Below are 25,699 nucleotides of genomic sequence, written 5' to 3' on the forward strand. Positions count from 1 at the left end.
CTTCGAATCAATCGTTGCCGGTGGAAATACCGGCCATTTCTTCCAGCCCGAAGGCCAGGTTCAGGTTCTGTAGCGCCTGCGTGGCCGCGCCCTTGAGCAGGTTGTCCTCGGTGGCGACCACCACCAGGCGACGGCCGTCCTCGGATAGGGCGAAGCCGCCGATGTCGACGTGATGCGCACCCGCGATGCGACTGACCCAAGGGGCCTCATCGCGCACCCGGACCAGTGGCTCGCCGGCAAAACGCTCCCGGTAGCGAGCGTAGACCTCGTCATGCGTCATCGGCCGCGACAGGTGCAGGTTGGCGGTCAGGGTGATACCCCGGAAGTGGGGCGCCACGTGTGGCATGAACTCGACGGGATGCCCCAGGTGACGGGTCACCTCGCGCTCGTGCACGTGGTTGACCAGCGCGTATGGCATCAGGTTGTCCCGCAGCTTGCCGGGGTCGTTCTTGTCCGACGGCGTGGTGCCAGCGCCGGAGTAGCCCGAAACACCGAAGCACTGCACCGGCCCGGCCAGCACGTCCAGCATGGGCGCGATGGCCAGCTGCATGGCGGTGGCATAACAACCCGGGTTGCTGATGCGACGCGCGCCGCGATAGCGGCTGCGGGTAAGCTCGGGCAACCCGTAGTACCAACCGTCGTCAAAACGGTAATCCGCCGACAGGTCGATGATCACGGGATCGACTCCCGCGGCATCGAACGCGGCCACGCAATCGGCGGCCTTGCCATTGGGCAGCGCAAGCACGACTGCGTCCGCCCCCAGCCCGGGCAACTCGGCATTCGAGGGGGCGCTGTAGCACAACTCGCCGCGATAGGCCGCGTTGTGGTCCGCCACCTTCTGGCCCGCCAGTTCACGCGACGAGACGAAAGCCAGCTCGAAACGGGGATGGCCAGCGACCAGCGTGATCAGCTCGGCGCCCACGTAGCCTCGGGCACCGACGATGCCCAACCGGATGCCAGATTGTTTGTCACCCATTGCGATGTCCTTCCAGCTTGGCCTGCAGGTGCTGCTTCACCGCTGGCCATTCCGATTCGATGATGGAAAAAACCACGGTGTCGCGCGGGCTGCCGTCACTGTGGCGTTTGTTGTTGCGCAGTACGCCGTCCTGCTTGGCACCCAGGCGCGCAATCGCCGCCCGTGAGGCATGGTTGAACCAACTGGTCTCGAACGACACTGCAATGCAGCCCAGCGTCTCGAACGCGTAACCCAGCAGCAGTCGCTTGGCCTCGGTGTTCAAACCCGTGCGTTGCGCATGCTTCGCATACCAGGTGTAGCCAATGCTGAGATTGGGCACGTCAGGGTCAAGCGCATAGAAGCGCGTCGTACCCACCACCTCGCCACTGGCGGAACGGACCACAAAGGGCAACACGAGCCCGGCGGCTTGCACGTCCAGCGCGGCTTGGATGTAACTCTCCACCCCGTCCGGCCCGGGCACATTGGTGTACCACAAGCGCGACAGCTCGCCATCGCCCAGCGCAGCGCGCAGGGCTTTGGCGTGCTCCATGCGCAGTGGCTCCAGTGTCACATGCTCCCCGCGTAGTGTTGGCACCACACTCCAATGAGCGTTCGCTTCCATGTGCTAGCCCTTCAATGTCGCCGGGCGCGTATCGCAATGCTCCACGCACCAGCGGATGTCGTCGAAATTCTCCATGCCGTACCAGAACACCCGCCACGGCCCTTGCTTGATGCTGCCGTCGGACTCGCCGTGGTAGAAGGCGTTGACCGGGTTGCCCTGCCGCGAACGCCAGAACAGCTGCGGATTCTCGTCGCGCATCACCTGCCACACAGCGCGCCCCAAGCCTTCACCCTGCGCCTCGTCCAGCACCGCGAACTTGTCCAAGTACGTGTAACCACCCTCATTGGTCAGGATGACCGCCGTGCGGTAGTTCTCGCTGACGTAAGCGCGGTGCAGGCGCGTACGCTCGAAGTATTCCGGCAACAGCTTGCGCCCAAAGGCCGACTCGATCAGCTCGCGCAGGCGCTCCAGGTCCAACTCGCCCCAACGGTCGACGCTCAGCACGCGCTCGCCGCGGCGCACCAGGGTGCCGGAGCCCTTGTGGGTGAACAGCTCCTTGGCCAACTCATCCGGACGGGTAATCGACACGGACGAAGTCAAGGGAAGCTTGTCCAGCAGATCCTTGATCTGCTCGATCTTTACCCGCATGCCGCCATTGATCCACGGCTGCGCCATGAGGTGGTCGTATTCCGTGGACAGGTTGATCGAATCGATCACCTTGCCGCTGTCATCCAGCAGGCCGCCGGTGCCGGTAAGGAACACGATCTTGTACGGCTGCAGAACCTGCACCAGTTCGTTGGCGGCGAAGTCGGCATTGACGTTGAGGATCTGCCCACCGGCGGTCTCGCCCAGGCTGGCGATCACCGGAATCGAGCCCGCATTGAGCGCGGCCTCGATCGGCGCCAGGTGCACGCGCTTCACTTCGCCCACGAGGCCGTAGGTATCGCGGTCCAGGTATTCCGCCTCGAACACGCCCGAGACGATGGACGTGGCGCGCGCGTCGAACGCCTGCAGCGCCTCCACCAGACGCAGGTTCTGCGCGTGGAACACACGCCGCACGATCGCCAGCGCCTCGGGCGACGTCACCCTCAGGCCGTTGACGGTCTGCTTGTCGATGCCGGCAGCGGACAACTCCTGGTCGAGCTGCGGACCGGCCCCGTGGATCACGATGGGCGTGAGCCCAACGTCCTGCAGGAACGCCAGCGACGACGTCAGCGCGTCGATGTCGTCGCGTAGCACCGCGCCGCCTACTTTGACCACCGCGAACTTCTTGGCGTCCAGCTGGGAAAAACGCTTGAGGTACTGCGAGATCTCCTTCGCGCCGGCCATGCTGGACAACAGGCGGACGATGGTCTGGCGAGTCTGGATGTCGTGTGCGTCGTTCATTGTGCGGTGTGCCCGGCGAGGATCCGGGTAACGGATTCGGTGTAGCGTCGGAGCTGGTCAAGCGAGACCCACTCGTCGGCGGTGTGCGCCTGGGCGATGTCGCCCGGGCCGTAGACGATCGCGGTCAGGCCCGCGGCGGAGAACAGCGAAGCCTCGGTCCAGAAATCGACCGCATTGCCGATCGGCAGGCCAAGGGCATCGGCCAGGTCACGTGCAGCCAGTCGCCGCTCCTCGGCACCGGCGACGTCGCCAGCCGGCAGCGACGGTCCACGGAACGTCTCCTCGTAGCGCTCGATGGCACCGGCTTCAACCAGCGTCCCAAACTGCTCATGCAGCCCGTCGATGGACATCGACGGCAGCGGACGGAAGCCGAAGCGAACCTCGGCACTGGGCGCGATCATGTTGGCCTTGATGCCACCCTCGACCTTGCCGATGTTGAAGCGCAGGCCGGTCAGTCCACCAAAGCGTTGGTGCGACTGCGACTCGACGAAATCCAGCGCACGACTTCCCCAGCGCATCGCCTGGTGCAAGGCACTGGCCTGCATCGCGTTGGCACCGGATGCATGGCCTGCCGCTCCGCGGAAGCGCAGCAGCACCGAACTGATCCCCCGATGCGCCAACACCGCCTCGCACTGCGTTGGCTCGGCGATGATGGCTTCGGTGAACCCGTGTTCGCGCGCAAGGAACGCCGCGATGCAACGCGGGTCGTTGGCTTCCTCGTCGGTGCTGAAGAGGAAGGCCGCGTCGTCCCGGGTCGCGCTCGCAGCGGCAAGCAACCCTGCCGCCGCGCCCTTGATGTCGCATGCGCCCAGGCCGATGGCGCGGTCGCCGGTGACCCGCAATACGTGCGGGTTGGCCGTCCATGCCGGCGAATCCGGCACGGTATCCATGTGCACGTTGAACACGCGCCGCGGGGTACCGCGCACGGCCAGCAGCGACACCGCACCCGCGCCGTGGTCGGTGACTTCGATGCGGAAGTCCGGCAACTGCGTACGGATGTAGTCGAACATCCCACCGGTGCCGATCAGGCGCGGCGGGTTGCGGGTGTCGAAGGACACCAGCATCTGGAGATGTTGCAGGACCTTGTCCAGCATGGTCGTCACTTGCGGTTGACCTCAGCCCACAACGTGCTGCTCATGCCGAACAGCTTGATGAAGCCCTCGGCCTCGGCCACGCCCCAGTCCGCCGACTGCGCGTAGGTCGCGCCCTTGGCGTTGAGGATGTGCGCCGACTCCACGGCCACCGCGCCCACGCTGCCGCCCTGGGTCTCCAGCACCACGTCGCCGTTCACCGTCGACTGGCTGGAGGCCAGGAACGCCTCCAGGTCGGTCTTCAGCGGGTCGTGGAAGAATCCTTCGTACACCAGCTCCACCCACTTGCGCGCCACCTCCGGCTTGAAACGGTTCTGCTGCTTGGTCAGCACCGCCTCTTCCAGCGCACGGTGCGCGGTCAGCAGCGCGGCCAGGCCCGGGGCCTCGAAGATGATCCGGCCCTTCAGGCCGATCGTGGTGTCACCGGTGTACAGGCCCCGGCCCACGCCGTACTGCGCGAACAGGCCATTGAGCTTGGCCAGAATGCGGTGGCCTTCCATCTTTTCGCCGTCCAGCGCCACGGCCTCGCCGTTGACGAAGCTCAGGCGCACCCGCAGCGGCGCCGTCGGCCACTCGGCACGCGGCTTGCACCAACCCACCGCGCCCTCGCCCGGGGCCTGCCACTTGTCGATCTCGCCGCCGGACATGGTCAAGCCCAGCAGGTTCTCATTGATGGTGTAGGCCTGCTGCTTGGCACGCACGCCAAAACCGCGTTCCTCCAAGTACTTCTGCTCGTAGGCGCGGGTCTGGGTGTGCTCCTTCTGGATCTCGCGGATCGGCGCCACGATCTCGTAGTCACCCGACGCCTTCACCGCCAGGTCGAAGCGCACCTGGTCGTTGCCCATGCCGGTGCAGCCGTGGGCGATGGCCTTGGTGCCCAGTTCGGCACAGCGCTGCAGCGCCGCGTCCACGATCAGGTAGCGGTCGGACACCAGCAGCGGGTACTGGCCCTGGTAGCCCTCGCCCGCCCACACGAACGGCTTGACGAAGCCGTTCCAGATGGCAGGGCCGCCGTCCACCGTCACGTGCGAAGTGACGCCCAGCTCGGCGGCGCGCGCCTCGATGTAGGCGCGTTCGTCGGCATCCACGCCGCCGGTGTCGGCGAACACGGTGTGCACGTTCCAGCCACGCTCCTGCAGGTACGGCACGCAGAAGCTGGTGTCGAGGCCGCCGGAGAAGGCGAGGACGATGTCTTTGCTCATGGGGGAGTTTCTCGGTTGGGGGGGTGCCCCTGAGGGGGCCAAGAAGTAAAGGGTCGTCGCCGGCACCTTCAGGCGCCGTCAATGGCGTCCTCGGGCCCGGTGGGCATCAGGAATGTCGCGGCGTCACTGCCCGATCAGCGCGGCCATCACCGCCTTCTGAACGTGCAGGCGGTTCTCGGCCTCGTCGATGGCGATGCACTGCGGCGAATCCATCACCGCGTCGGTGGCCTTGACGTTGCGGCGCAGCGGCAAGCAATGGCTGAAGACGCCGTTGTTGGTCAGTGCCATCTTGGCCTCGTCCACGATGAAGTGCTGGTACTGGTCGCGGATCGGCTTCTCCGGCGCCCAGTTACCGAAGAACGGCAACGCGCCCCAGCTCTTGGCGTACACCACGTCAGCATCCGCATAGGCGCTCTGGATGTCGTGGCTCACGGTCAGCGAACCGCCGCTCTCGGCCACGTTCTGCTCGGCCCAGCCCATGTAGCGCTCGTCGAGGATGTAGTCAGGCGTGGGGCACAGCAGGGTCACGTCCATGCCCAAGCGGGTCGCAATCGTCAGTGCAGAATTGGCCACTGCGGTGTTGAGTGGCTTGGGGTGGTAGGTCCACGTCAGCACGTACTTCTTGCCGCGCAGGTCGGTGGTACCAAAGTGCTCCTGCAGCGCCAGCGCGTGCGCCAGCTCCTGGCACGGGTGGGTGATCGTCTCCATGTTGATCACCGGCACCGGCGAGTACTTGGCGAACGACTTCAGCACGATGTCCTCGCGGTCATACGCCCAGTCCACGAACTTCGGGAACGCGCGCACGCCGATCAGGTCCACGTAGCGGCCCAGCACCCGCGCGACCTCGGCGATGTGCTCCTCGGTGTCGCCGTCCATCACCGTGCCGAGGTTGAACTCGATCGGCCATGCATCCTTGCCCGGCTGCAGCACCACCGCGTGGCCGCCCAGCTGGAACGCACCCAGTTCGAAGCTGGTGCGAGTGCGCATCGAGGGGTTGAAGAACACCAGCGCGATCGACTTGCCCTTCAGCGCGTCGCCCAGCTTGTGCTTCTTGAACAGCGCTGCCTGGGTCAGCAGGGCGTCGAGCTCGGTGCGCGACCAGTCCTGGGTGTTGAGGAAGTGCTTCATGGAGGCCGGCGAATGGGAGGTGGTCATCGGGGTGTCCAGGTGGCGGAACTGGGTGGGGGTGGGGGTCGGTTGCGACTGAAACTGAAAACAAAAAAGCCCAGCGCTGAGGCTGGGCTTTTCGTGTGTCGTGTTGCGTTCACGAACGGCGTGCGCCGTTACCCAGCCGGATTGGGAGGCAACGGTCGGCGCGCGCGCGAGGTCATGCCCGCCGCCATCCAGGCGGAGGTCAGCACGTCGGCGTCGGCGTAGAAGGCGTTCATGAGGGGGCGAATGCTCGCATGTACCGGCAGCGGGGGCAATAGTCCGAAGGGCGAAGGCCCGTCCAGGCCAACGGATCAGCGGGTTCGGACGCCCGGCACCGCCGGGGTGATCCCGATGCGGATGCGCAGCCGGTTCCCCGGGTCCTCCGCCAAGCGCGAACGGTAACGCGCCCCCTTGTAGACGTAATCCACGTCGTAAGCGATGGGGCGGCGGAACTCACGCTCCACGGGCACCGGCCGGCACCCGTTCTGGGCCTCGACTTCATCCCGGCTCAGCGCCCCTTTCACGGCCCCAACTACCCGACCAATGCGGCTGTCGGCCTTGGCGGGTTCGCAGCGCTGCTCCACGCGGGTGGCCCTGAGCGTCTGGTAGACCGGGGTCACGCGAAGCACCTGCGCGTAGTCGTAACGCACGTTCTCGGTCTGCAGGACGGTCGCGTCCTGCGCCTGCGCCATCCCGGCGCAAAGCGCCAGCAGCGCACTGAGCGCGACTGAGCGGGTGGCGTGGTGGGCGACGGGCATAGGCATGGCGTGCAAGTGTAGTCCGTGACGGCCGCCACGGGCTGAACCCCTGCTGTCACGATCCGCCCCCCGGGAGAATCGCCGTTTCATCGCCCTGACCACGGCAAACCAAGGCCTCCCGCCCAATGCCACGCAACGCCCCCGCGGCACCGGGCCGGCCCCGCTACAATGGCGTGTCCACTGCCGTAGCCCCCATGAGCCTGCACCTCTATAACAGCCTGACCCGCCGGGTCGAACCCTTCGTCCCCGCCAATCCGGCCCGCGTGACCATGTATGTCTGCGGCCCGACGGTCTACAACTACGTGCACATCGGCAACGGCCGCGGCCCGGTCGTGTTCGGCGTGCTGGCCGACGTGCTGCGCCGCCGCTACGGCACCCTCGCCTACGCCCGCAACATCACCGACGTGGACGACAAGATCAACACGGCCGCCCGCGAGCAGGGCGTGCCCATCTCGACCATCACCGACCGCTTCGCCGCCGCCTACCGCGAGGACATGGCGGCACTGGGCGTGCAGCCGCCGGACATCGAGCCGGAAGCCACCCGCCACATCCCGCAGATCACCGCGATGATCGAGCGCTTGATCGCCGAAGGCCATGCGTATGCCGCCGAGGGTCACGTGCTGTTCGCCGTCGACAGCTTTGAGGGGTACGGCAAGCTGTCCCGCCGCGATACCGAGGACATGCTGGCCGGCGCCCGCATCGAAGTCGCACCATACAAGCGCGGCCCGGGCGATTTCGTGCTGTGGAAGCCCTCCACCGACGACCTGCCCGGCTGGGAGTCGCCATGGGGCCGCGGGCGCCCGGGCTGGCACATCGAATGCTCGGCCATGGCCGAGGCGCACCTGGGCGACACCATCGACATCCATGCCGGCGGCGTGGACCTGCAGTTCCCGCACCACGAGAACGAGATCGCGCAGAGCGAGTGCGCCCACGGTGGCAAGCCGTTCGCGCGCTGGTGGCTGCACAACGGCATGCTCAACTTCGGCGGCGCCAAGATGAGCAAGTCGCTGGGCAACATCGAGAAGATCCACGACCTGGTGCGCGCACACCCGCCGGAGGCCCTGCGCTATGCCCTGCTGTCGGCGCACTATCGCCAGCCGCTGGACTGGTCCGACGGCCTGATCGAGCAGAGCATCCGCACACTGGACCGGCTGTACGGCACGCTGCGCGACATCGATGCGCTGGTCGCTTCCGGCGACACCATCGAGGCCGCCATCCCCGAGGCCATCGAGGCCGCGCTGGATGATGACCTCAACACCCCGCAGGCCTTGGCGGAACTGGCATCCATCGCCGGCAACGCGCGCGTGCTGCGCAACGCCATCGCCAATGGCGAGGTGGCCGACACCGCCGGCGCGCTGAAGGCGCTGACCACCCTCGCCGCCAGCCTTCGAGCCGCCGGCCGAGCGCTGGGCCTGCTGCAACAGGCGCCGGAGGCGTGGTTTGCGCGTGGCGCCAGTGGCGATGACGATGCCCGCATCCAGACGTTGGTCGAAGAGCGCACCGCGGCCAAGAAGGCCCGGGACTTCGCCCGCGCCGATGCGCTGCGCGACCAGCTCGCCGGCGAGGGCATCCTGCTGGAAGACACGCCGCAGGGCGTGCGCTGGCGCCGGGCCTGAGCAGGAGCTACCGACATGACCGTCTCTCCCTTCCCGCTCGAACCCACCACAGCCGAGGCACAGGCCGCCATCCGCGACGAGTTCGCGTTCTTCGGCGACTGGGCCGAGCGCTACCAGTACCTCATCGACCTCGGCCGCAAGCTGCCTGACCTGCCCGCCGAATGGAAGGTGGAGGACAACCGCCTGCACGGTTGCCAGTCGCTGGTTTGGATCGTGGCCGAAGGCAATGCCGATCGGCTGGACTTCCACGCCATCAGTGACTCGGCCATCGTCTCGGGCCTGATCTACCTCGCACTGCGTGTGTACTCGGGGCGCAGCGCGCAGGAAGTCCTCGCCACCCAGGCGGATTACATCGCCGACATCGGCCTGGCCAAGCACCTCTCACCCACGCGCAGCAATGGCCTGACCGCCCTGCTGGGCTTCATCCGCGACAAGGCCCAAGCCGCCCTGTGAGCACGCCGGTGCCGGGGGTAGCCACGGTGCTGCGCAATCCGGCGTTCCTTGGCCTGCTGGGCTATCGCCTGCTGGCGATGCTGTCGTACCAGATCGTGGCGGTCACGGTTGGCTGGCACATCTACCAGCTGACGCGCGACACGCTGTCGCTGGGCCTGATCGGCCTGGCCGAAGTGTTGCCCTACATCGCTTTCGCCCTGTTTGCGGGCTACGCGGTGGACCACCTGCCGCGGCGCCGCCTGGGTATGGCCGCCTGCCTGGGGTTATGCGTGACCACACTGGTGCTGGCCGGCGTTGCCCATGGCAGCGTGCCGGCGATGGGCACCCTCACCATCTACGTGGCCATCGCCTGCAATGGCGTGGTCCGCGCGTTCCTCGCGCCGGTGTACATGTCGCTGTTCGCGCGGGTGCTGCCGCGCGAGGCCTACGCGCGCGGTGCCGGCATCAGCAGCGTGGTGATGCAGACCGGGCTGGTGGTCGGCCCGGCCCTGGGTGGCGTGCTGGTGGCCTTGGGTGGCAAGACCACTGCGTACCTCGTCGCCGCGGCTTTGGCACTGGCGGCCGCCATCGCCATCATCAGCCTGCGCGTCTCCGAACCGGCCCTGCCGACCGAGCGCGCCCCGATCTTCCGCAGCATCGGCGAAGGCCTGCGCTTCGTCTTTGGCAACCAGGTGATCCTGGGCGCACAGGCGCTGGACATGTTCTCCGTGCTGTTCGGCGGCGCGGTGGCGCTGCTGCCGGCCTTCATCAACGATGTCTTCCACTACGGCCCGGAGGCGCTGGGCATCCTGCGCGCGGCGCCAGCCGCTGGCGCGGTGCTGGTGGGCATGTGGCTGGCACGCCATCCGCCGGACCGCAATGCTGGCCGGCTGTTGCTGGCGGCGGTGGCCGGCTTCGGCCTGTGCATCATCGGCTTCGCGCTGTCGCGCCACTTCTGGCTGTCAGCCGCGCTGCTGATGATGTCGGGCATGTGCGACAGCGTGTCAGTGGTGGTGCGCTCCACCATCCTGCAACTGTCCACCCCGGACCACATGCGCGGGCGCGTGGCATCGATCAACGGCATCTTCATCGGCTCATCCAACGAACTGGGCGCATTTGAGTCCGGCGTGGCGGCACGTCTGCTCGGGCTTGTGCCGTCGGTGATCTTTGGTGGCAGCATGACCCTGGCGGTGGTGGGGCTCACCTCGAAACTGGCCCCGAAACTGCGCAGGCTCGACCTCGGCGAACTGCGCTGAAAGACGAGGCAGCCACCGTAGCCGTGCCATTGCGTGGGCTGCAGCGCTTCCCGATCTCCCGTCAGAAGCGGTACATCGCGCTCAACAGGTAATAGCGTCCGCGCGGGTCGTCGGTGGCGAAATCGAAGCCTGCCTGCGCCACGTCGTAGCTGACCGGGTCGTGGCCAAACAGGTTTCGCAGATGGAGCGAGTAGCGCCACTGGGGTGATGCCACATAGGCCATGTCGAGGTCGAAGAGGCTGAAGCCTGGGGTGACGCAACGCCCCTGCTCCACGTTCTTCCACAGGCACGGCTGATCGGGCGCGTGCACCCGCACAGACCCTGCACGCCGCCAGTTCAGGGTGTGCGTCCACTTGCCAATGGTCCAGTCCACGGCGCCCAACAGGCTGTGGCGCGGCACGCGGTAGCCAGCATGGTCGAGCGTGGGCGCGCCGGGGAAACGCCTGCGCTCCAGACGATCCAGGAAATACGTGCTGCCACGGACCCCGAACCGACCCAATGCCCGCGTCTGCCACTGGTACCGCAACTCGGCCTCAAACCCGCGCAGGTCGCTGTCACCCACGTTCTCGTAGTAGTCGTTGATGCCGACAAGGCGCCCGGCGCCATCACGCACCAGCGACCGCGGAAATGCTGCCGCATCATCGGCCCCGCTGACGGGCAGGATCTCGTCGTGCCGGCTGATGCGGAAGTAATCCAGACTCATCAGGAAGCGCTCGGTGGGCGTCCACACCACCCCCAGCGTCTGGCTTGAGGAGGTTTCCGGCTCCAGGTCGGGATTCTCCGTCGCCCCCCGCAGCAGCAGACAGTACCTGCCCAAGTCAGGGTCGTTCACCTCGTCCCGGCATTCCCCGAACTCCGGCTGGTGGGCGAAGGAATCGTAGTTCTCCTCAACGCCCGGCCGCCGCAGCTCGAAGAGCGTTGGCGCGCGGTAGCCTGTCGCGAGGGTCCCGCGCAGGGTCAGGGCATCGACAACGTTCCATTTCAGCCCCAGCTTGGGCGACCAGCGGCTCCCGTAGCCTTCCCGGTAGTCCAGCCGAAGGGCCAGGTCCGCCTGCAGGCGCGGCACCAGTGGCACGCTCAGTTCGCCGTAGAGCGCCGCGCCCGCACGGTGCTCGTCGATGCGGATTTTCTGCGGCCCAAGCGCCACATCGTGCTCAAGCATCAGCGCGTCCGGACGGTGCTCCAACCCGTCACGGAACACTTCCAGCCCGGTAGCGAACTTGGCCTGCCCGCCGCGCATGGTCCACGCAGGTCCATTGGCACCCAGCCCGACCTGCTCGAAGGTCGATGTGCCGCGGGTGGTGAGCGCCGGCGAAATCGCGGCCAACAGCTCGGGCGGGTTTTCTCCGCCGAACCGGTAGCGGTTGTCGTACACAGCGTCCACGAACACCGTCTCGCGCACCAGGCCATCGATCTGGCTGGTGACCGCGTTGCGATGGTGCGCGGCAGTGGTGTGCCACTGCCACTCGCCCAGCCAGCCACTCAGCCCGGTGGCAAAATCCCAGGTGGTCGCATTGGTTTCATTGCGGATGGGGCCGATGTCGAAGAAGGCGTAATCGAGACGTTCCATCCCTGCAATCCAGTCCGGGTGGGTGCTCGGCACCAGCACGCTGGCGTGGAAAGGCGCGCGCCACAGGGTCTGTTCCGCGCGCGTCACCCGGAGGCTGGTCTGCCACTCCACGCGCTCGCCCACCGGCGCACGCACGCTCGCATACAGCGAGCCCCGCTCGGTTTCCGGCTCAAGGCTTTCGTAACGCGGCGGGTCGAAGACGCAACTGCCCTGGGAATCCGAGCTCGCATCAGGGCAGTATCGCTGGAGCAGTCGACCGGTGGCAGTGCGATACCCCAGGCGATAACGCCAATCCCCCAGGCGCAGGTGGCGCAAATCGCGGGTGCGCCAGCTGCGCTGCTCGCCGACCAGCCCTTCGTTGCGGAAGTACTCCGCGCCCAGGAACAGATCGCCTCCCGCGCCCCAGGTGCGGCCCACCGTCACCGACGCCTGTGTCTGTTCCGCGTCCCCCGTGCCCGTGCCACCACGCCGGACCACCACGGTCGGCGCCTCGGCATCCTTGCGCAGGATGATGTTGACCACGCCGGCCATGGCATCGGCACCATAGATCGCCGACGCGCCGCCACGGATGATCTCGATCCGGTCGACGATGCTCAACGGGATGCTGGCGAGGTCGGTGAGCCCGCCGAGATCCGCCGACACCAGCCCGTAGTTGGCCAGGCGCTGGCCATCGACCAGGAACAGGGTTGCCCGCGGCCCGAGGGCGTAGAGGCTGGTCGTCGCCGCTGAGGCGAATGGCTGCTGGGTGCTGCTGCCCCCTTCGACCGCCACCTCCACGGGATGATGGCCCATCATGCCCGGTTGCTCGCGCAGCAATTCGAACAGCGTGAGGTGGCCGCTCGCCTCGATCTGCTCGCGGGTGATCCGGGTCATGGGGGAGGCTTCGATCCCATCGACCGGCATGCGCGGGATGTGGGTCCCGGTGACCGTAACCGGTCCGACGTCCACCGGCCGATCATCCGCGAATCCGGCGCGGGGGGCGGCGTCGCCCAGACGTGGCTTCGGTGGCACGTTCTCCACCACGAAGGTGCCATCGGCCACCTCCACGGCGCGCAGTCCGGTTCCTTCCAGCATTGTCGCCAGGGCGGCCGCGGCGGTCCGGGCGTTGGACACCGGTCGCGACCGCTGAGAGGCCACCAACCTGGCGGGGTACAGGAGTTGGATTCCCGATTGGCGCGCCAACGCCTTGAGCGCATCGTCCAAGGGCCCGGCGGGAACATTCAGTGAACTGGTTTCACGCGTTGCCGGTCCACGCACCTGTGCCACGGCGGTCGGCACAATGCCGGACAGCATGGCAGCGAGGGTCAGGGCATTGCTGCAGCGTGGCCGGGCCATGCGCGGGCATCGTGGGTCAGGGTAAACGCCCCACATTACGGAAGCGCGACACCGCGCGCAACGCGTAACCCGCCGTTCAGTCCACTACCAGCGCTGTCACCGGTGCAGGCTGATCTCGTCGGGGCCAATGCGGCGGGCGTGCAGCCCCCAGCCACGCTCAAGTGCCGACACAAGCGCGTCCTGGTTGCCAGCCCGGAACACGCCACTGACCGTGATTTCGGCCAGTGTTGGGTCGGCCAGGGTCAACTTGGTCGTGGAATACCGATTTGCTTCGGCGAGCAGCGCGTCCAGCCGGTGCTCCTTGAACACCAACTCGCCCTGCGTCCAGCCCTCCGCCACCGCAATGTCGAGGGCCTCGACCGGGGCGAATCCCGCATCGGCCTGCACCGCCACCTGTTCGCCCGGCGAGAGACGCACCTGCTCCACCTTGCCGGTGGGCAGCGGGGCCGAAACGATCACAGCACCATCGACCAGTCCAACGCGGGTCGCCCCACCCTCCCGGCAGACCTGGAACGTGGTGCCGATGTCGCGGATGGTCGTGGTGCCCGCACGCACCAGGAACGGGCGGGGGTCATCACCCACGGCCAGTTGCACGCGCCCCGCGTCCACATCGACCTCCCGCTGGCCTTGGCCCAGGCGCACGGTCACCGCGGACCCGGTATCGAGCAGCAATGTCGTGCCGTCGGCCAGCCCAATGGTGCGCTGTTCGCCCACGGCAGTGGCGTAGCGCTGCTCCGGCGTGGGAGGCGTCGGCAGCAACCGCCAGGCCAGCATGCCAGCCACGACCGCCAGGCTGGCCGCCGCCGCCCACCCCCAGGTTCGCAACCCGGGGCGCTTGGCGAATGCGTCCCGGCCTTCGCGACGCGCCTTGCGCGCCGCAGCCCGCAGCAGGTCGTCATCGGCCAGCTGTGCGGCCGCTGCATGGATGGCGTCGGCTCGCACCCACGCCTCCACGTGCAGCGGTGACTGCGCCAGCCAGTCCTCGAATGCCGCGCGTTCGCTGGCTTTGCAATCGGGCGCGTCCAGTCGCGCTACCCACCATGCGGCCTGGTCGACGCCCCGCTCGGGGGCGTGTTCGTTCATGTTCATGGCCAATCCGTGTGACCGCCGTTGTCGCCACGCAGGTGGACGCGCAGCAGTGAAAGTGCCTTGCCGATGTGCTTCTCGACGGCTTTGACCGAAATCCCGCAATGACGGGCGATCTCGGTGTAACTCATGTCTTCGATCCGGTTGAGCAGGTAGACCTCGCGGCAGCGCGGGGGCAGGCGCAACACGGCCGCCCGCACCGCCACCAGCGCTTGCTGGTGCGCGACGCGCTCGTCCTGCGCCGGCTCCGCCGACGGCAGCGCAAGGACGTCGTCCTCCAGGCTGACGTGGGCATGGGCAAGGCGGCTGGCATCGCGACGGCCCCGGTCAGCCAGCGCGTTGAGCCCGATCCGGTACATCAACGGACGCAGGGCCTCGACCGGCTGGTCGCCATAACGCATCAGCCGCACCATGGTCTCCTGGGCCACGTCCTGCGCGTCATCGTCGGATACCCGTCGCCGCAGGAACGCCACCAGCAGCGGCCGGTGTTCACGCACGAACTGCTCAAAGCCTGCCGCCGTGGCGGTGTTGGCCCCGGACGACGCTGTGGCGTTCACGCACGCCTCCAGCGCACGCGCGAACGCGTCTCCGCACACTTCCGCCGCAAGGGAGCCGTCATCCAGCACGCGCCCTCCCACCCGACGGTCGCTCGAATCCGTGGGTCCATAGGGTCTGGCGGTGGCAACGGGAAACCCATTGGCTCATGTCCCAAAGAACGTTGGCGCACTGCGGCCTCCCTACCCCGCCGCGCAAACGACGACGCCCCGGCAGGGGGCGTCGTCTGGATCGTCCAGCATCCCGGCGCCTGCGCGGCGCACTCGACGGGCGTCAGTCGCCCATCTGCTTCTGCAGGTGTTCCCAGCGCTCCTGGGCATCGATGGTGCGCTCGGCGGTCAGGCGCGCCTCCAGGCGCTCCAGGCCGATTTCCTCGCCCGTGTCCACGCAGTAGCCGTAGTCACCCGAGTCGACGCGCTTGAGGGTGCTGTCGATCTTGCTGATCAGCTTGCGGTAGCGATCACGGGTGCGCAGTTCCAGCGAGTTTTCCGTCTCGCGGGTTGCGCGCTCGGCCTCGTCGCCGACGTCACGCACTTCGTCCTTGAGGTTCTCGATGGTCTGCTTGGATTCCTCGACCAGGTCCGCACGCCACTGCAGCAGGCGCTGACGGAAATATTCGAGCTGCAGCGGGCTCATGTACTCCTCGTCCGCGCTGGGCTTGTAACCCTTGGGAACGATGGGACGGCCACTGCCTGGTTCAACGTTGTACTGCACGACTTTCACCTTGCCTTTCGGGGCCGGCTCGTGCGGTTTTGCCGCAACGGCCACGGCCACCTTTCCAACCTTGCGGGGAGCCGCAGGCGGAGTGTTCGAGGGGGGAGCCTTCTCGACCGTAGGCTTGCTGGCCACTGCCTTCACCGGGGCTTCCGGCTTGGCAACCGCGGGGGCGGGTGCCTTGGGCTTGGCCGCCGGCGCGGGGGCCGGCTTGCTGACCGGGGTCGGCTTGGCGACGGGCTTCACGGCGGCCGCTTTGGCCACCGGGGTCTTCTTTGCGGCCGGGGCGGATTTGGTCGCCACGACCTTCTTGGCCACCGGCGCCTTGGCCGGGGCCTTGGTCGCCACCGGCTTGCGGGCCGGTGCGGCCTTCTTGGCCACGACCTTGGAACTGGTCGCGGCGGATTTCTTGGCGGGAGGCGCCTTCTTGGCAGTTGCCGGTTTGCCGGGGGCCTTGGCCACAGCCGACTTGGCTGCCATCGTCTTGGGCACCGGCTTTTTCGCCGCAGGTTTCTTGGCAGCCACCGGCTTGGACGCGACTGGCTTGGCCGGTGCCTTCTTGGCGACAGGCTTCTTGGCCACGGCCTTCTTCGCGGCCGGCTTCGTGGTCGCGGCCTTCTTGGCAACCGGCTGCTTGGCCACCGGCTTGACGGACTTCTTGATGGCCTTGGCGGCCTTCTTCGCGGTTTTCTTCACTGCCACGAGCGACGTGTCCTTCTGATTCCCTTGTGACGGGAAGGCGCGCTGTTATACCCTGCCCCGGTGACCGCGGCAACCGCGACTCCCCACTGCCTCCACCATACATCGCCACGGCTTCTCAGACCATGACCGCAAGGCTTGGCACCGGGCGAATCATTCGCAGCCCAAACGTACGCCAACGCCGGGGCGCATCATGGCGCCAGCCAGCATAAAGAACCCGTGATCGACCGATTGCTCATAGCCTGCCTTCGCTTCTACAAGCGCTGGATCAGCCCGTTGCTGGGCCCACGGTGCCGCTTCCACCCCACGTGCTCGGTGTACGCGATGGAGGCTATCGGCCGCTTCGGCGCCCTCAAGGGCAGTTGGCTGGCAATGCGCCGCGTCCTTCGCTGCCATCCGTTCCATCCGGGCGGGATCGACCCCGTTCCACCCGCTTCGGCAAAACCGCACCATCCTCCCCATTCCCACTGACGGCGCCTACCGATGCCCAATACCCTCATCGTCAACGCACGACTGGTCAATGAAGGCCGCGAATTCGACGGCGACCTGCGCATCGAAGACGGCCGCATAGCCGAGATCGGCAGCGGACTGAGCGCGCGCGGCAACGAAACCGTGGTCGATGCCGCTGGCCGTCGTTTGCTCCCGGGCATGATCGACGACCAGGTGCACTTCCGCGAGCCGGGCCTGGAGTACAAGGCCGACATGGCCACGGAGTCGGCAGCGGCCGTGGCGGGGGGCCTGACCAGCTTCATGGACATGCCCAACACCACCCCGCCCACGCTGGACGCCGATGCGCTGGAGGACAAGTACCGCCGCGCCAATGGCCGGGCCTGGGGCAACTACGGCTTCTACCTGGGTGCCAGCAACGACAACCTGGAGGCCGTGCGCCGCCTGGATCCCCTGACTGCGCCGGGCATCAAGGTGTTCATGGGCGCCTCCACCGGCAACATGCTGGTCGACAACCCGGCCACGCTGGACGCGATCTTCCGCGAAGCGCCCACGCCGATCATCACCCACTGCGAGGACACGCCGACCATCGACGCCGAGCTGGCCCGCTACAAGGCCCAGTACGGTGACGACATCCCGGCCGAGTTCCACCCGGACATCCGCTCGCGCGAGGCCTGCCTGAAGTCGACGCAGCTGGCCATTTCGCTGGCGCGACGCCATGGCACCCGCCTGCACGTGCTGCACATCTCCACCGCCGACGAGCTGGCGCTGTTCGAGGTCGGCCCGCTGATCCGCGCCGACGGCAGCCGCAAGCAGATCACCGCCGAGACCTGCATCCATTTCCTGCGCTTCGACCGCACGGACTACGCGACGCTGGGCCACCTGATCAAGTGCAACCCGGCCATCAAGGACAGCAGCGACCGCGAGGCGCTGATCGCAGCCGTGGCCGGCGACGTGATCGACGTGCTGGCCACCGACCATGCACCGCACACGCTGGAGGAAAAGGCCCGCCCCTACACCGGCGCGCCGAGCGGCCTGCCGCTGGTGCAGTTCGCGCTCAACGCCGCGCTGGAACTGGTGCACGAAGGCAAGCTGACCACGGCGCAGGTCGTGCAGAAGTTCGCGCATGCACCGGCACAACTGTTCGACGTGGCCGAGCGCGGTTTCCTGCGCGAAGGCTATTTCGCCGACCTGGTGCTGGTGGATGACACGCCCTTCACCGTGCAGCGCTCCCAGGTGCTGTCCAAGTGCGGCTGGTCGCCGTTCGAAGGCCGCACGTTCCATTCGCGCATCGCATCGACCTGGGTGAACGGCGCGCTGGCGTGGGATGGCGAACGCCTGGTGGGCGCGGCCAACGGCCAGCGACTGGCATTCGCGCGCTGATGAGGCCACGTCCGGCGTGGGCCGCATGGCTGGCTGCGCTGCTGGTCGCGGTCGCCGGTGGATGCGCCACCGCCGATATCGCGGCGCGAGGCGGCGCATCCGATGCGGGCCCAGCGAGTGTCGAAACGGCAGGCGCCAGCTTCCTACCGGCTGCCGTACCCCAAGGTTCGCTGGTCGTGGGCCTGGCCGAAGCGGGTGCGAGGGTGGAATACGCCGGGCGGACGCTGCGGGTTTCACCCGACGGACGATTCGTCTTCGGCGTCGGACGCGACGCTTCAGGCCCCTTGGCGATCCAGATCATTCGCCGTGACGGCCAGGTGCAGGTCCATAGCTTGGCGGTCACACCACGGGACTGGCCCGAGGAGCGGATTGATGGCGTCCCCCCGTCCACGGTGAATCCACCGCCTGCCATCGCAGAACGCATCAAGCGAGAACAGGCGCGCGTGGCCGAAGCGCGCCTGCGCGACGACGCGCGTAACGACTTCGCCCAAACCTTCATCTGGCCGGTACAGGGCCGCGTGAGCGGACGTTTCGGCAACCGGCGTGTCTATAACGGCGAGCCCGGCGCCGCGCACTCGGGCATGGATATCGCGGCTCCGGAGGGGGTGGCGGTGAAGGCGCCCGCCGCCGGCGTGGTGACGTTTGCCGACCCGGGCTTGTACCTGACCGGCGGCACGCTGCTGCTCGACCATGGCCACGGCATCAGCTCCAACTTCCTGCACCTGTCGCGCCTGGACGTGAAGGTGGGCGACCGCGTCGCACAAGGCCAGGTGGTCGGTGCGGTGGGCGCCACCGGACGCGCGACGGGGCCGCACCTGCATTGGGGCATGAACTGGTTCGACGTGCGGATCGACCCCCTGCTGGTGCTGGAGACCTCCGGCGCGCCAGCGCCGTAGCCCCCCTGGTTTCGACCAGGCGCAGTGGAGCCACCGGTACTGCCGGCCTTCGGCCGTTAGAAACTGCAAACGCGCGTGGGTTCAGCCCCGCGGGCCAGCGAGCGCCGGGCCATGCCCAGTGACACTCGCCACGGCATCGTGCGCGTGCAGGCTCTCGAAGTGCGACACCGTCGCCTCGAAGTGTTCCACCCGCGGATCTGCCGATAGCACCGCCGCCACGCGCCGCGCGGCGTCCTCGCAGAACATCAGGTTCTCCGCATTGAGGCGGGCGAACGCCTGCTCGTCCTCGCGCTTGACCGCGGTCTGCACGGGCGTGGCGAGACCCCGCTCCAGTTCGTCGATCAGAGGGCCCAGCGGCAGTTCGTCAAAGGCATGGCGCAACTCAACGCGGACATCCGCGCGACTGCGCTGTGCATGCGGCGTGGCGGCCATGCCGCGCGGCGACGCCAGCCAGTCGCGAACGACGGCCGTGGACATCGGACGCGCATCAGCGAAGTCCTCGGCGAAGCGCTCGGCATTGATCTGGCGCGACAGTGCCGCCGAGGCCGGGCACGTGCTGGAGTACTCCACTGCAAAACGCAGGCCCAGGTGGAGGTGGCCGTCGGCGAGCCGGGCATCGATCTCCACCGGGTAGCGCTTCCAGCCGGCATGTTCGCTGGCCAGCGCCGGGCGCAGCAGCAGGTGCTCGTAGCGCAGCACCAGCCGCGCCGCGCTGGAAAGCCCGGCCTGCGTGTCCACCAGGGTTTGCAGGATCCGGCGCAACCCTGCCGGCGTCACCACTTCGCTGGTGAACGCGTGCTGCAGCTCAAGGTACAGGCGCGACATGTGGATGCCGCGCTTGTCCGCCTTGGTCAGGTTGACGGCCACATCGGCGGAAGCCGCCACCTGCAGGGTCTCGCCGGTCCCGGAGGGCACCCGCAGCGGTAGCGCGATGTTGGACATCCCCACCCAGTCCAGCGGGCGCGCCGCGGCCGCGGCGTCGAAGGCCACGTCGGGGAGGGTGCGGGGCGGGTTGAGGGAAGTAGTCACGGCGGCTGATATGGGGTTGGATGGGGGAATCGCAACGCGACTCATTCTATCGGGCGACCGCGAAGGAACCGTCTGTGCCACCGGAACGATCAGTTCCGGGCAGCCAGCCAGGTGGCCAACAGCGCCCGCCAGGCAGGCAGCGGCCGCGCAACATCGCCGTGTTTGAGACGTTGGCGCGCCAGCGCGGCCGTCACGCGGCGAAACCGGGGAATGGCCGCCAGCGAACCCGCGGGGCCGTCACGGCCCGAATCGGGGGGCACTGTGTCGCTCCCACCGTGCGGCACGAATGGCAACGCCGGCACGCGCTGCGCCCACAACGCCGCCGCATCGCCCCGCCCGGCCCGGGCCAATTCCTGCAACGGAACGGCGGCTTCCCCGGAAGCGAGCAGCCGCGCGTGCAGCAACTGTTGGATCACCAACGGGTTGCCCATCGCGCCACGCCCACCCCGAAGCGTCTCGCCGGCCATGCTGGCCTCGAGCGCGGCATCGACAAGGGCAAACGCGCGGGCGACAGGGGCGATCTGCGCCAACGCCTCTGCCGCATCAGCCGGCCGCTCGCGACTGTCGCGCAGCGCCGGCAGGACGTTGGCCAGGACCAGCCAGTCTCCGCCTTGACCCTGCAAGACGGCACCCAACGGATGACGGCGCAGGCCTCGGCTCCAGCCCTGCAACTCCTCCTGCCACCAGCCCAGCTTGGCCTCGCCGGGGCGCGGATCCTGACCACCCCAGGCCGCATCGGTGAGTTCCTGCTGCAACGCGGCCCAAGCCAGCAGCGCGCGCCGCCGTGCTTGGGGAACAAATACCTGCGCCACGGCCCATTCGGGCCAGCGCGTGAGCCATTTGTCGATGAAGCTGTCGGGTGCCGCGGCGTTGTCGGGCACTCGTTGCTCCTGTTCGGCCAGGCTCGTCACGGCGAAGGCCATGCACCAGCGTCACACAACGCCTGCGGTTGCTCGACCATGGTGTCGCCACGCCATTCCTCCGGCTGGTCACCGGGCAGGCGGTAGCCCCACAGCGCCACGACCGACGGCATGCCGGCCGCGCGGGCGGCGACGATATCGCGTTCGTCGTCACCGACGTAGACGCAGTCGGCGGGCGCCATCCCAATGCGTTCCGCCGCGACGATGAGTGGCAGCGGGTCGGGCTTGCGCACGGGGAGCGTATCGCCACCGATCAGCACCGCGCAGCGGTCCTCCCAGCCAAGCATCGGCACCAGCAGGGCGGCGAGGTATTCGGGTTTGTTGGTGACGATGCCCCACACGCAGCCAGCGGCTTCCAGCGCGGTCAACATCGCTTCGACGCCCTCGAACGGCGCGCCGTGGCGCCCCAGTTCGCGGCCGTAGTGCTCCAGGAATTCCGGCACCCAGCCTTCGCGCTCGCCCACGTCCACATCCGGGAACGCCGCACCGATCATCGCGCGGGCACCCTTGGACACGTGCGGCCGAAGCGCTGCCAGCGTCATCGGCGCGCGGCCGCGCGCGGCGAGCATCGCGTTGGTGGTTGCCAGCATGTCCGGGGCGCTGTCCAGCAGGGTGCCGTCCAGATCGAACAGCACCGCCTTGGGGAAGCCGGCTGCCGTGGGATCGGCGGAGGGAGCAATGCCTGCCCCCTTCGCGATCGCGGGATGATGTTCGTGGTTCATGCCGGCTTGACCGCACAGGCCAGGTAGTTGACGTCGGTGCGGCGGGTGACCCGCGCGGCATTGCGCCACGGCTCGTACATGAGGCCGCTGACGTCCTCCAACTGCAGACCGGCGTCGCGCAGCCAGGCCGCCAGCTCGGACGGCTTGATGAAGTCGCGGTACTGGTGGGTGCCCTTGGGCAGCAATCGGGCCACGTACTCCGCGCCGACGATGGCCAGCGCGAAGGCGGCCGGGGTGCGGTTGAGCGTGGACAGGAACAGCCTGCCGCCGGGCTTCAGCAGCGTGGCGCATGCCTGGATGATGGCCGCCGGATCGGGCACGTGCTCCAGCATCTCCATGCAGGTGACGGCATCGAAATGACCGGCCTTTTCCACCGCCAGCGATTCCACCGACTGCAGGCGGTAATCAACCTTCACGCCCGACTCCAGCCCGTGCAGGCGCGCGACTTTCACCAGTTCCGGCGACAGGTCGATGGCGGTGACGTGCGCGCCTTCCTGGCCCAGGGCCTCGCTCAACAGGCCGCCACCGCAGCCCACGTCCAGCACATCGGCATTGCGCAGCGTGGTCCGTTCCGCGACGTAGCCCAGGCGCGCCGGGTTGAGCGCGTGCAGCGCCTTCTGCGGGCCGTCCGGATCCCACCAGCGGTTGGCCAGCGCGCCGAACTTGTCCAGCTCGGCCTGGTTGAAGTTGGTGTCGTGCGATTGCGTCTGCGTGGTCATCAGGAAATCCGGATGGAAGCGATGCGCGCGCGCCATTGGCGGGCGTTGGCGATGAGTTCTGCGAGGTCCATGCCCACCAGTTCGCGCTGACGCAACCTGGCCTTGCCCGCGATCCACACGTCACTTACCTGCTGGCGACCGGCGGCGTACACCAGCTGAGAGATCACGTGGTGCAGGGGCTGGGTTTCCAATTGGCCCAGGTCGACCAGCGCGAGATCCGCGTGCTTGCCTGCTTCGATGCTGCCCAAGCGGGCATCCAGCCCCAGCGCCTTGGCCCCGCCGAGGGTGGCGGCATGCAGCGCACTGGCGGCGTCCAGCGCCGACGCATCGTGGGCCACCGCCTTGGCCAGCAGCGCCGCGGTGCGCATCTCGCCAAACATGTCCAGGTCGTTGTTGCTGGCGCAGCCGTCGGTGCCGATGGCCAGGTTGACCCCGGCCTTCTGCAGCTTGCCCACGGGGCAAAAGCCCGAAGCCAGCTTCAGGTTGGATTCCGGGCAATGCACCACGCTAACGCCGCGCTCGGCGCACAGCGCGATCTCGGCGTCGGTCAGCTGGGTCATGTGCACGGCGATCAGCCGGTCGTTGACCAGGCCCAAACGGTCCAGGCGCGCGAGCGGACGCTGGCCGTGCTTCTCCTGCGATTCCTCGGTCTCGTGCGCGGTCTCGTGCACGTGGCAATGCACGGCCACGTCCAGCTGGTCGGCCAGCATGCGGATGCGTTCGAAGTTGGCATCCGACACCGTGTACGGCGCGTGCGGCGCGAACGCCGTGGCCACCAGCGGGTCGTCACGCCACTGGTCATGCACTTCGGCGGCCTTGTCGAAGTACTCGTCCGACGTACGCGCCCACGCGGTGGGGAAGTCGATCACCGGCAGGCCGACCACGGCGCGGAAGCCATGACGCTTGTAGACGGCGGCCTGCACGTCGGGGAAGAAGTAGTTCTCGTTGGCGCAGGTGGTGCCGCCGCGCAGCATCTCGGCGATGGCGAGGGCAATGCCATCGGCCACGAATCCAGGGCCGATGACCTCGGCCTCGATCGGCCAGATGTGGCCCTGCAGCCATTGCATCAGCGGCAGATCGTCGGCGACGCCGCGCAGCAGCGTCATCGGGTTGTGGGTGTGGGCGTTGACCAGGCCGGGAATCAGCGCGCCATCGGGGCGCGACACCACTTCGCGCGCGGAATAGCGCTGGCGGGCCAGCGGGCGCGGCAGGATTGCCTGGATCACGCCGCCGGTCACCACCACGGCATGGTCCTCCAGGACCACCCCGTGCGGGACGACCGGCACCACCCAGCCGGCTTCGATCAGAAGGTCACAGGCTTCGGGTGCTGCATGGATCGTCATCGGGCATTCCTGTCGGGGGCGCTCCCCGGCAGCCTGCACCGGGCGCATGACCGCGTGATGCAGGCCTTCCGGCTGGCGGCAACGCGCCGCCCGGTGGGGGCGGCACGGGGTCACCGGGGCGGCAGGCCGCCCTCGGCGGCATTACTTAACGCGTGAGACGTATTCGCCCGAGCGGGTATCGACCTTGATCACTTCGTCCTGGCCGACGAACAGCGGCACGCGGACCACGGCGCCGGTCTCGAGGGTGGCCGGCTTGCCGCCGCCGCCCGAGGTATCGCCACGGACGCCCGGATCGGTCTCGGTGATCTTCAGCTCGACGAAGTTCGGCGGCTGCACGGCGATCGGGGTGCCATTCCACAGGGTCACCACGCACTCCTCCTCGCCCTTGAGCCACTTCTCGGCGCCGCTCATGCCGGCCTTGTCCGACTGTACCTGCTCGAAGGTTTCCGGATTCATGAAGTGCCAGTACTCGCCGTCGGCGTACAGGTACTGCATGTCGGTGTCGACCACGTCGGCCACTTCCAGCGAGTCGGTGGCCTTCATGGTCAGTTCGACCACGCGGCCCGACTTGATGTTGCGGTACTTCACGCGGGTGAACGCCTGGCCCTTGCCCGGCTTGACGTATTCGGTCTCGGTGATGACGCACGGGTCATTGTTGACGAGGATCTTCTGACCGTTCTTCACGTCGTTCATGCCAAGGCTGGCCATGGTGCAACTCCTGGAGAATGCTTCTAGTTGGAATGGAGGGTCGCCAGCGGCGCGGCACGCAAGGCCCCGCCCGGCTAGAATATCGGCCCGCGCTGCCGCCCCATTGGGCAACTTCGGCGCGAAAACAGTACGCCATGATACCCGCTGCCCCCCTCCCCATGCAGCCCGCCCCTTCCACGCCCCACGGTTGGCAGCAACTGTGGCGGGACGCGGTGCGCGACCCCCGCGAGCTGCTGGCCATGCTGGGGCTGGACGGACAGGTGCCGGCGCTGTCCGCGGAAGCCGCCGCCCAGTTCCCGCTGCGGGTACCCCGCGGGTTCGTGGCCCGCATGCGCCATGGCGACCCGGCGGACCCGCTGCTGCGCCAGACCCTGCCGCTGGATGCCGAGATGCGGCCGATGCCCGGCTTCAGCCTGGATGCGGTGGGCGATGCCGCCGCCAAGGCCGGAGACGGGGTGATCCGCAAGTACAACGGGCGGGCCCTGCTGGTCACCACCGGCAGCTGCGCCATCCATTGCCGCTACTGCTTCCGGCGCCACTTCCCCTATGCGGAGGAGACCGCCGCGGCCGGCGGCTGGCAGGGTGCCGTCGACCTGATCCGGGCCGACGACAGCATCCATGAGGTGATCCTGTCCGGGGGAGACCCGTGGTCGCTGGCCACCCACAAGCTGGTCGAGCTGACAGATGCCCTGGTCGGCTTGCCCCACCTGCGCAGGCTGCGCATCCACACCCGCCTGCCCGTGGTGCTGCCCGAACGCGTCGACGACGCCCTCCTGGCATGGCTGGACGCCCTCCCCTGGCCGGTTACGGTGGTCCTGCATGCCAACCACGCCAACGAGTTCGACGGGCAGGTGGACGCGGCATTGCGCCGGCTGCGCGGCACTGGCGCCCAGCTGCTCAACCAGGCGGTGCTGCTGCGGGGGGTCAATGACTCCGTGGATGCGCTGGCCGAACTGAGCGAGCGCGGACTGGCCGCCGGCGTGTTGCCCTACTACCTGCACCAGTTGGACCGCGTGCAAGGCGCCGCCCACTTCGAAGTGGACGATGACCGTGCCAGGGCCCTGCATGGCGGCCTGGCCGCCCGGCTTTCGGGCTACCTGGTGCCCAAGCTCGTCCGCGAGATCGCGGGGGATACCGGCAAGCGACCGCTGTAGGTTCTGAGA

The 25,699-nt window shown here is 67.9% G+C and carries 24 protein-coding genes; 7 read left to right on the forward strand and 17 right to left on the reverse strand.

Annotation, left to right across the window (positions count from 1 at the left end; genetic code table 11):
- Positions 1-7 precede the first annotated feature (7 nt).
- The 7 genes from argC to N800_RS06980 all read right to left on the reverse strand — a co-directional run bounded on the left by argC (position 8) and on the right by N800_RS06980 (position 7,112).
- A complete protein-coding gene (gene argC / locus N800_RS06950; protein WP_036136401.1) occupies positions 8-976 on the reverse strand; it encodes an N-acetyl-gamma-glutamyl-phosphate reductase in 969 nt (322 codons plus the stop codon).
- Positions 969-1,577, reverse strand: a complete 609-nt coding sequence (locus N800_RS06955) for a GNAT family N-acetyltransferase (RefSeq protein ID WP_036136403.1) — start codon at positions 1,575-1,577, stop codon at positions 969-971. Before N800_RS06955 ends, argC begins: the two co-directional genes overlap by 8 nt.
- 3 nt (positions 1,578-1,580) lie before the next feature.
- Positions 1,581-2,903, reverse strand: a complete 1,323-nt coding sequence (locus N800_RS06960; RefSeq protein ID WP_036136405.1) for an acetylglutamate kinase — start codon at positions 2,901-2,903, stop codon at positions 1,581-1,583.
- On the reverse strand, positions 2,900-3,997 hold the full coding sequence (locus N800_RS06965) for an acetylornithine deacetylase (protein ID WP_036136493.1): 1,098 nt from the start codon (positions 3,995-3,997) through the stop codon (positions 2,900-2,902). The genes N800_RS06960 and N800_RS06965 overlap by 4 nt, the downstream gene beginning before the upstream one ends.
- A 5-nt stretch (positions 3,998-4,002) precedes the next feature.
- A complete protein-coding gene (locus N800_RS06970; RefSeq protein ID WP_036136406.1) occupies positions 4,003-5,196 on the reverse strand; it encodes an argininosuccinate synthase in 1,194 nt (397 codons plus the stop codon).
- A 123-nt stretch (positions 5,197-5,319) separates the two neighbouring features.
- Positions 5,320-6,351 carry an N-acetylornithine carbamoyltransferase gene (locus N800_RS06975; RefSeq protein WP_036136407.1) on the reverse strand — a complete coding sequence of 344 codons (1,032 nt, stop codon included), beginning with the start codon at positions 6,349-6,351 and terminating at the stop codon, positions 5,320-5,322.
- A gap of 308 nt (positions 6,352-6,659) precedes the next feature.
- Positions 6,660-7,112: a hypothetical protein gene (locus N800_RS06980; protein ID WP_084087310.1), complete on the reverse strand. Its 453-nt coding sequence runs from the start codon at positions 7,110-7,112 to the stop codon at positions 6,660-6,662.
- A gap of 188 nt (positions 7,113-7,300) precedes the next feature.
- Between N800_RS06980 and cysS the strand changes: the two genes are divergently transcribed.
- The 3 genes from cysS to N800_RS06995 are packed head-to-tail and all read left to right on the forward strand — an operon-like array spanning position 7,301 to position 10,410.
- On the forward strand, positions 7,301-8,722 hold the full coding sequence (gene cysS / locus N800_RS06985; RefSeq protein WP_036136410.1) for a cysteine--tRNA ligase: 1,422 nt from the start codon (positions 7,301-7,303) through the stop codon (positions 8,720-8,722).
- 15 nt (positions 8,723-8,737) lie between these two features.
- Complete coding sequence (locus N800_RS06990) at positions 8,738-9,175, forward strand: SufE family protein (protein ID WP_036136413.1); 438 nt, start codon at positions 8,738-8,740, stop codon at positions 9,173-9,175.
- Positions 9,172-10,410 carry an MFS transporter gene (locus tag N800_RS06995; protein ID WP_036136414.1) on the forward strand — a complete coding sequence of 413 codons (1,239 nt, stop codon included), beginning with the start codon at positions 9,172-9,174 and terminating at the stop codon, positions 10,408-10,410. Before N800_RS06990 ends, N800_RS06995 begins: the two co-directional genes overlap by 4 nt.
- 61 nt (positions 10,411-10,471) lie before the next feature.
- Here N800_RS06995 and N800_RS07000 read toward each other — a convergent pair whose 3' ends face one another.
- The 4 genes from N800_RS07000 to dksA form a co-directional block, all read right to left on the reverse strand.
- Positions 10,472-13,093: a TonB-dependent receptor plug domain-containing protein gene (locus tag N800_RS07000; RefSeq protein ID WP_198032490.1), complete on the reverse strand. Its 2,622-nt coding sequence runs from the start codon at positions 13,091-13,093 to the stop codon at positions 10,472-10,474.
- Positions 13,094-13,411: 318 nt separating this feature from the next.
- Complete coding sequence (locus tag N800_RS07005) at positions 13,412-14,404, reverse strand: FecR family protein (RefSeq protein WP_052107989.1); 993 nt, start codon at positions 14,402-14,404, stop codon at positions 13,412-13,414.
- Positions 14,401-14,958: an RNA polymerase sigma factor gene (locus N800_RS07010; RefSeq protein ID WP_332257280.1), complete on the reverse strand. Its 558-nt coding sequence runs from the start codon at positions 14,956-14,958 to the stop codon at positions 14,401-14,403. The genes N800_RS07005 and N800_RS07010 overlap by 4 nt, the downstream gene beginning before the upstream one ends.
- Positions 14,959-15,229: 271 nt before the next feature.
- Positions 15,230-16,372, reverse strand: coding sequence for an RNA polymerase-binding protein DksA (gene dksA / locus N800_RS07015; RefSeq protein WP_036136418.1), 1,143 nt, complete (start codon positions 16,370-16,372; stop codon positions 15,230-15,232).
- A gap of 216 nt (positions 16,373-16,588) precedes the next feature.
- Between dksA and yidD the strand changes: the two genes are divergently transcribed.
- The 3 genes from yidD to N800_RS07025 are packed head-to-tail and all read left to right on the forward strand — an operon-like array spanning position 16,589 to position 19,095.
- Positions 16,589-16,840 carry a membrane protein insertion efficiency factor YidD gene (gene yidD / locus N800_RS15610; RefSeq protein WP_084087312.1) on the forward strand — a complete coding sequence of 84 codons (252 nt, stop codon included), beginning with the start codon at positions 16,589-16,591 and terminating at the stop codon, positions 16,838-16,840.
- A 12-nt stretch (positions 16,841-16,852) separates the two neighbouring features.
- Entirely contained in the window at positions 16,853-18,199 is a 1,347-nt protein-coding gene (locus N800_RS07020) for a dihydroorotase (protein WP_036136419.1), read from the forward strand.
- Complete coding sequence (locus N800_RS07025) at positions 18,199-19,095, forward strand: M23 family metallopeptidase (RefSeq protein WP_084087314.1); 897 nt, start codon at positions 18,199-18,201, stop codon at positions 19,093-19,095. The genes N800_RS07020 and N800_RS07025 overlap by 1 nt, the downstream gene beginning before the upstream one ends.
- Before the next feature lie 81 nt (positions 19,096-19,176).
- Here the strand turns inward: N800_RS07025 and folE2 are convergent, their stop codons facing one another.
- The 6 genes from folE2 to efp form a co-directional block, all read right to left on the reverse strand.
- On the reverse strand, positions 19,177-20,124 hold the full coding sequence (gene folE2, locus N800_RS07030) for a GTP cyclohydrolase FolE2 (RefSeq protein ID WP_036136421.1): 948 nt from the start codon (positions 20,122-20,124) through the stop codon (positions 19,177-19,179).
- Positions 20,125-20,213: 89 nt separating this feature from the next.
- The gene (locus N800_RS15285; protein ID WP_198032491.1) at positions 20,214-21,005 is read right to left on the reverse strand and encodes a phytoene/squalene synthase family protein; all 792 of its coding nucleotides are present in this window, start codon (positions 21,003-21,005) and stop codon (positions 20,214-20,216) included.
- 26 nt (positions 21,006-21,031) lie between these two features.
- Entirely contained in the window at positions 21,032-21,766 is a 735-nt protein-coding gene (locus N800_RS07040) for a phosphoglycolate phosphatase (protein ID WP_084087318.1), read from the reverse strand.
- The gene (ubiG, locus tag N800_RS07045; RefSeq protein ID WP_036136508.1) at positions 21,763-22,485 is read right to left on the reverse strand and encodes a bifunctional 2-polyprenyl-6-hydroxyphenol methylase/3-demethylubiquinol 3-O-methyltransferase UbiG; all 723 of its coding nucleotides are present in this window, start codon (positions 22,483-22,485) and stop codon (positions 21,763-21,765) included. Before ubiG ends, N800_RS07040 begins: the two co-directional genes overlap by 4 nt.
- Positions 22,485-23,828 carry a TRZ/ATZ family hydrolase gene (locus N800_RS07050; RefSeq protein ID WP_036136423.1) on the reverse strand — a complete coding sequence of 448 codons (1,344 nt, stop codon included), beginning with the start codon at positions 23,826-23,828 and terminating at the stop codon, positions 22,485-22,487. The genes ubiG and N800_RS07050 overlap by 1 nt, the downstream gene beginning before the upstream one ends.
- A 141-nt stretch (positions 23,829-23,969) precedes the next feature.
- Positions 23,970-24,536: an elongation factor P gene (gene efp / locus N800_RS07055; RefSeq protein WP_036136426.1), complete on the reverse strand. Its 567-nt coding sequence runs from the start codon at positions 24,534-24,536 to the stop codon at positions 23,970-23,972.
- 134 nt (positions 24,537-24,670) lie between these two features.
- On the opposite strand from efp, the gene epmB reads away from it, so the two are divergent.
- Positions 24,671-25,690, forward strand: a complete 1,020-nt coding sequence (gene epmB, locus N800_RS07060) for an EF-P beta-lysylation protein EpmB (RefSeq protein WP_036136427.1) — start codon at positions 24,671-24,673, stop codon at positions 25,688-25,690.
- The last annotated feature ends 9 nt before the right edge of the window (positions 25,691-25,699 follow it).

Origin of the sequence: Lysobacter daejeonensis GH1-9 (assembly GCF_000768355.1) — a bacterium.
GTDB lineage: Bacteria > Pseudomonadota > Gammaproteobacteria > Xanthomonadales > Xanthomonadaceae > Aerolutibacter > Aerolutibacter daejeonensis.

Coding starts and splice junctions, on each gene's coding strand:
- N800_RS07025 (WP_084087314.1), top strand. CDS start 18,199: ATGAGGCCACGTCCGGCGTGGGCCGCATGGCTGGCTGCGCTGCTGGTC.
- ubiG (WP_036136508.1), bottom strand. CDS start 22,485: ATGACCACGCAGACGCAATCGCACGACACCAACTTCAACCAGGCCGAG.
- N800_RS07040 (WP_084087318.1), bottom strand. CDS start 21,766: ATGAACCACGAACATCATCCCGCGATCGCGAAGGGGGCAGGCATTGCT.
- N800_RS06980 (WP_084087310.1), bottom strand. CDS start 7,112: ATGCCTATGCCCGTCGCCCACCACGCCACCCGCTCAGTCGCGCTCAGT.
- efp (WP_036136426.1), bottom strand. CDS start 24,536: ATGGCCAGCCTTGGCATGAACGACGTGAAGAACGGTCAGAAGATCCTC.
- N800_RS06970 (WP_036136406.1), bottom strand. CDS start 5,196: ATGAGCAAAGACATCGTCCTCGCCTTCTCCGGCGGCCTCGACACCAGC.
- argC (WP_036136401.1), bottom strand. CDS start 976: ATGGGTGACAAACAATCTGGCATCCGGTTGGGCATCGTCGGTGCCCGA.
- N800_RS06990 (WP_036136413.1), top strand. CDS start 8,738: ATGACCGTCTCTCCCTTCCCGCTCGAACCCACCACAGCCGAGGCACAG.
- N800_RS06965 (WP_036136493.1), bottom strand. CDS start 3,997: ATGCTGGACAAGGTCCTGCAACATCTCCAGATGCTGGTGTCCTTCGAC.
- N800_RS07050 (WP_036136423.1), bottom strand. CDS start 23,828: ATGACGATCCATGCAGCACCCGAAGCCTGTGACCTTCTGATCGAAGCC.
- N800_RS06955 (WP_036136403.1), bottom strand. CDS start 1,577: ATGGAAGCGAACGCTCATTGGAGTGTGGTGCCAACACTACGCGGGGAG.
- cysS (WP_036136410.1), top strand. CDS start 7,301: ATGAGCCTGCACCTCTATAACAGCCTGACCCGCCGGGTCGAACCCTTC.
- N800_RS07020 (WP_036136419.1), top strand. CDS start 16,853: ATGCCCAATACCCTCATCGTCAACGCACGACTGGTCAATGAAGGCCGC.
- N800_RS06960 (WP_036136405.1), bottom strand. CDS start 2,903: ATGAACGACGCACACGACATCCAGACTCGCCAGACCATCGTCCGCCTG.
- epmB (WP_036136427.1), top strand. CDS start 24,671: ATGATACCCGCTGCCCCCCTCCCCATGCAGCCCGCCCCTTCCACGCCC.
- N800_RS07005 (WP_052107989.1), bottom strand. CDS start 14,404: ATGAACATGAACGAACACGCCCCCGAGCGGGGCGTCGACCAGGCCGCA.
- N800_RS06975 (WP_036136407.1), bottom strand. CDS start 6,351: ATGACCACCTCCCATTCGCCGGCCTCCATGAAGCACTTCCTCAACACC.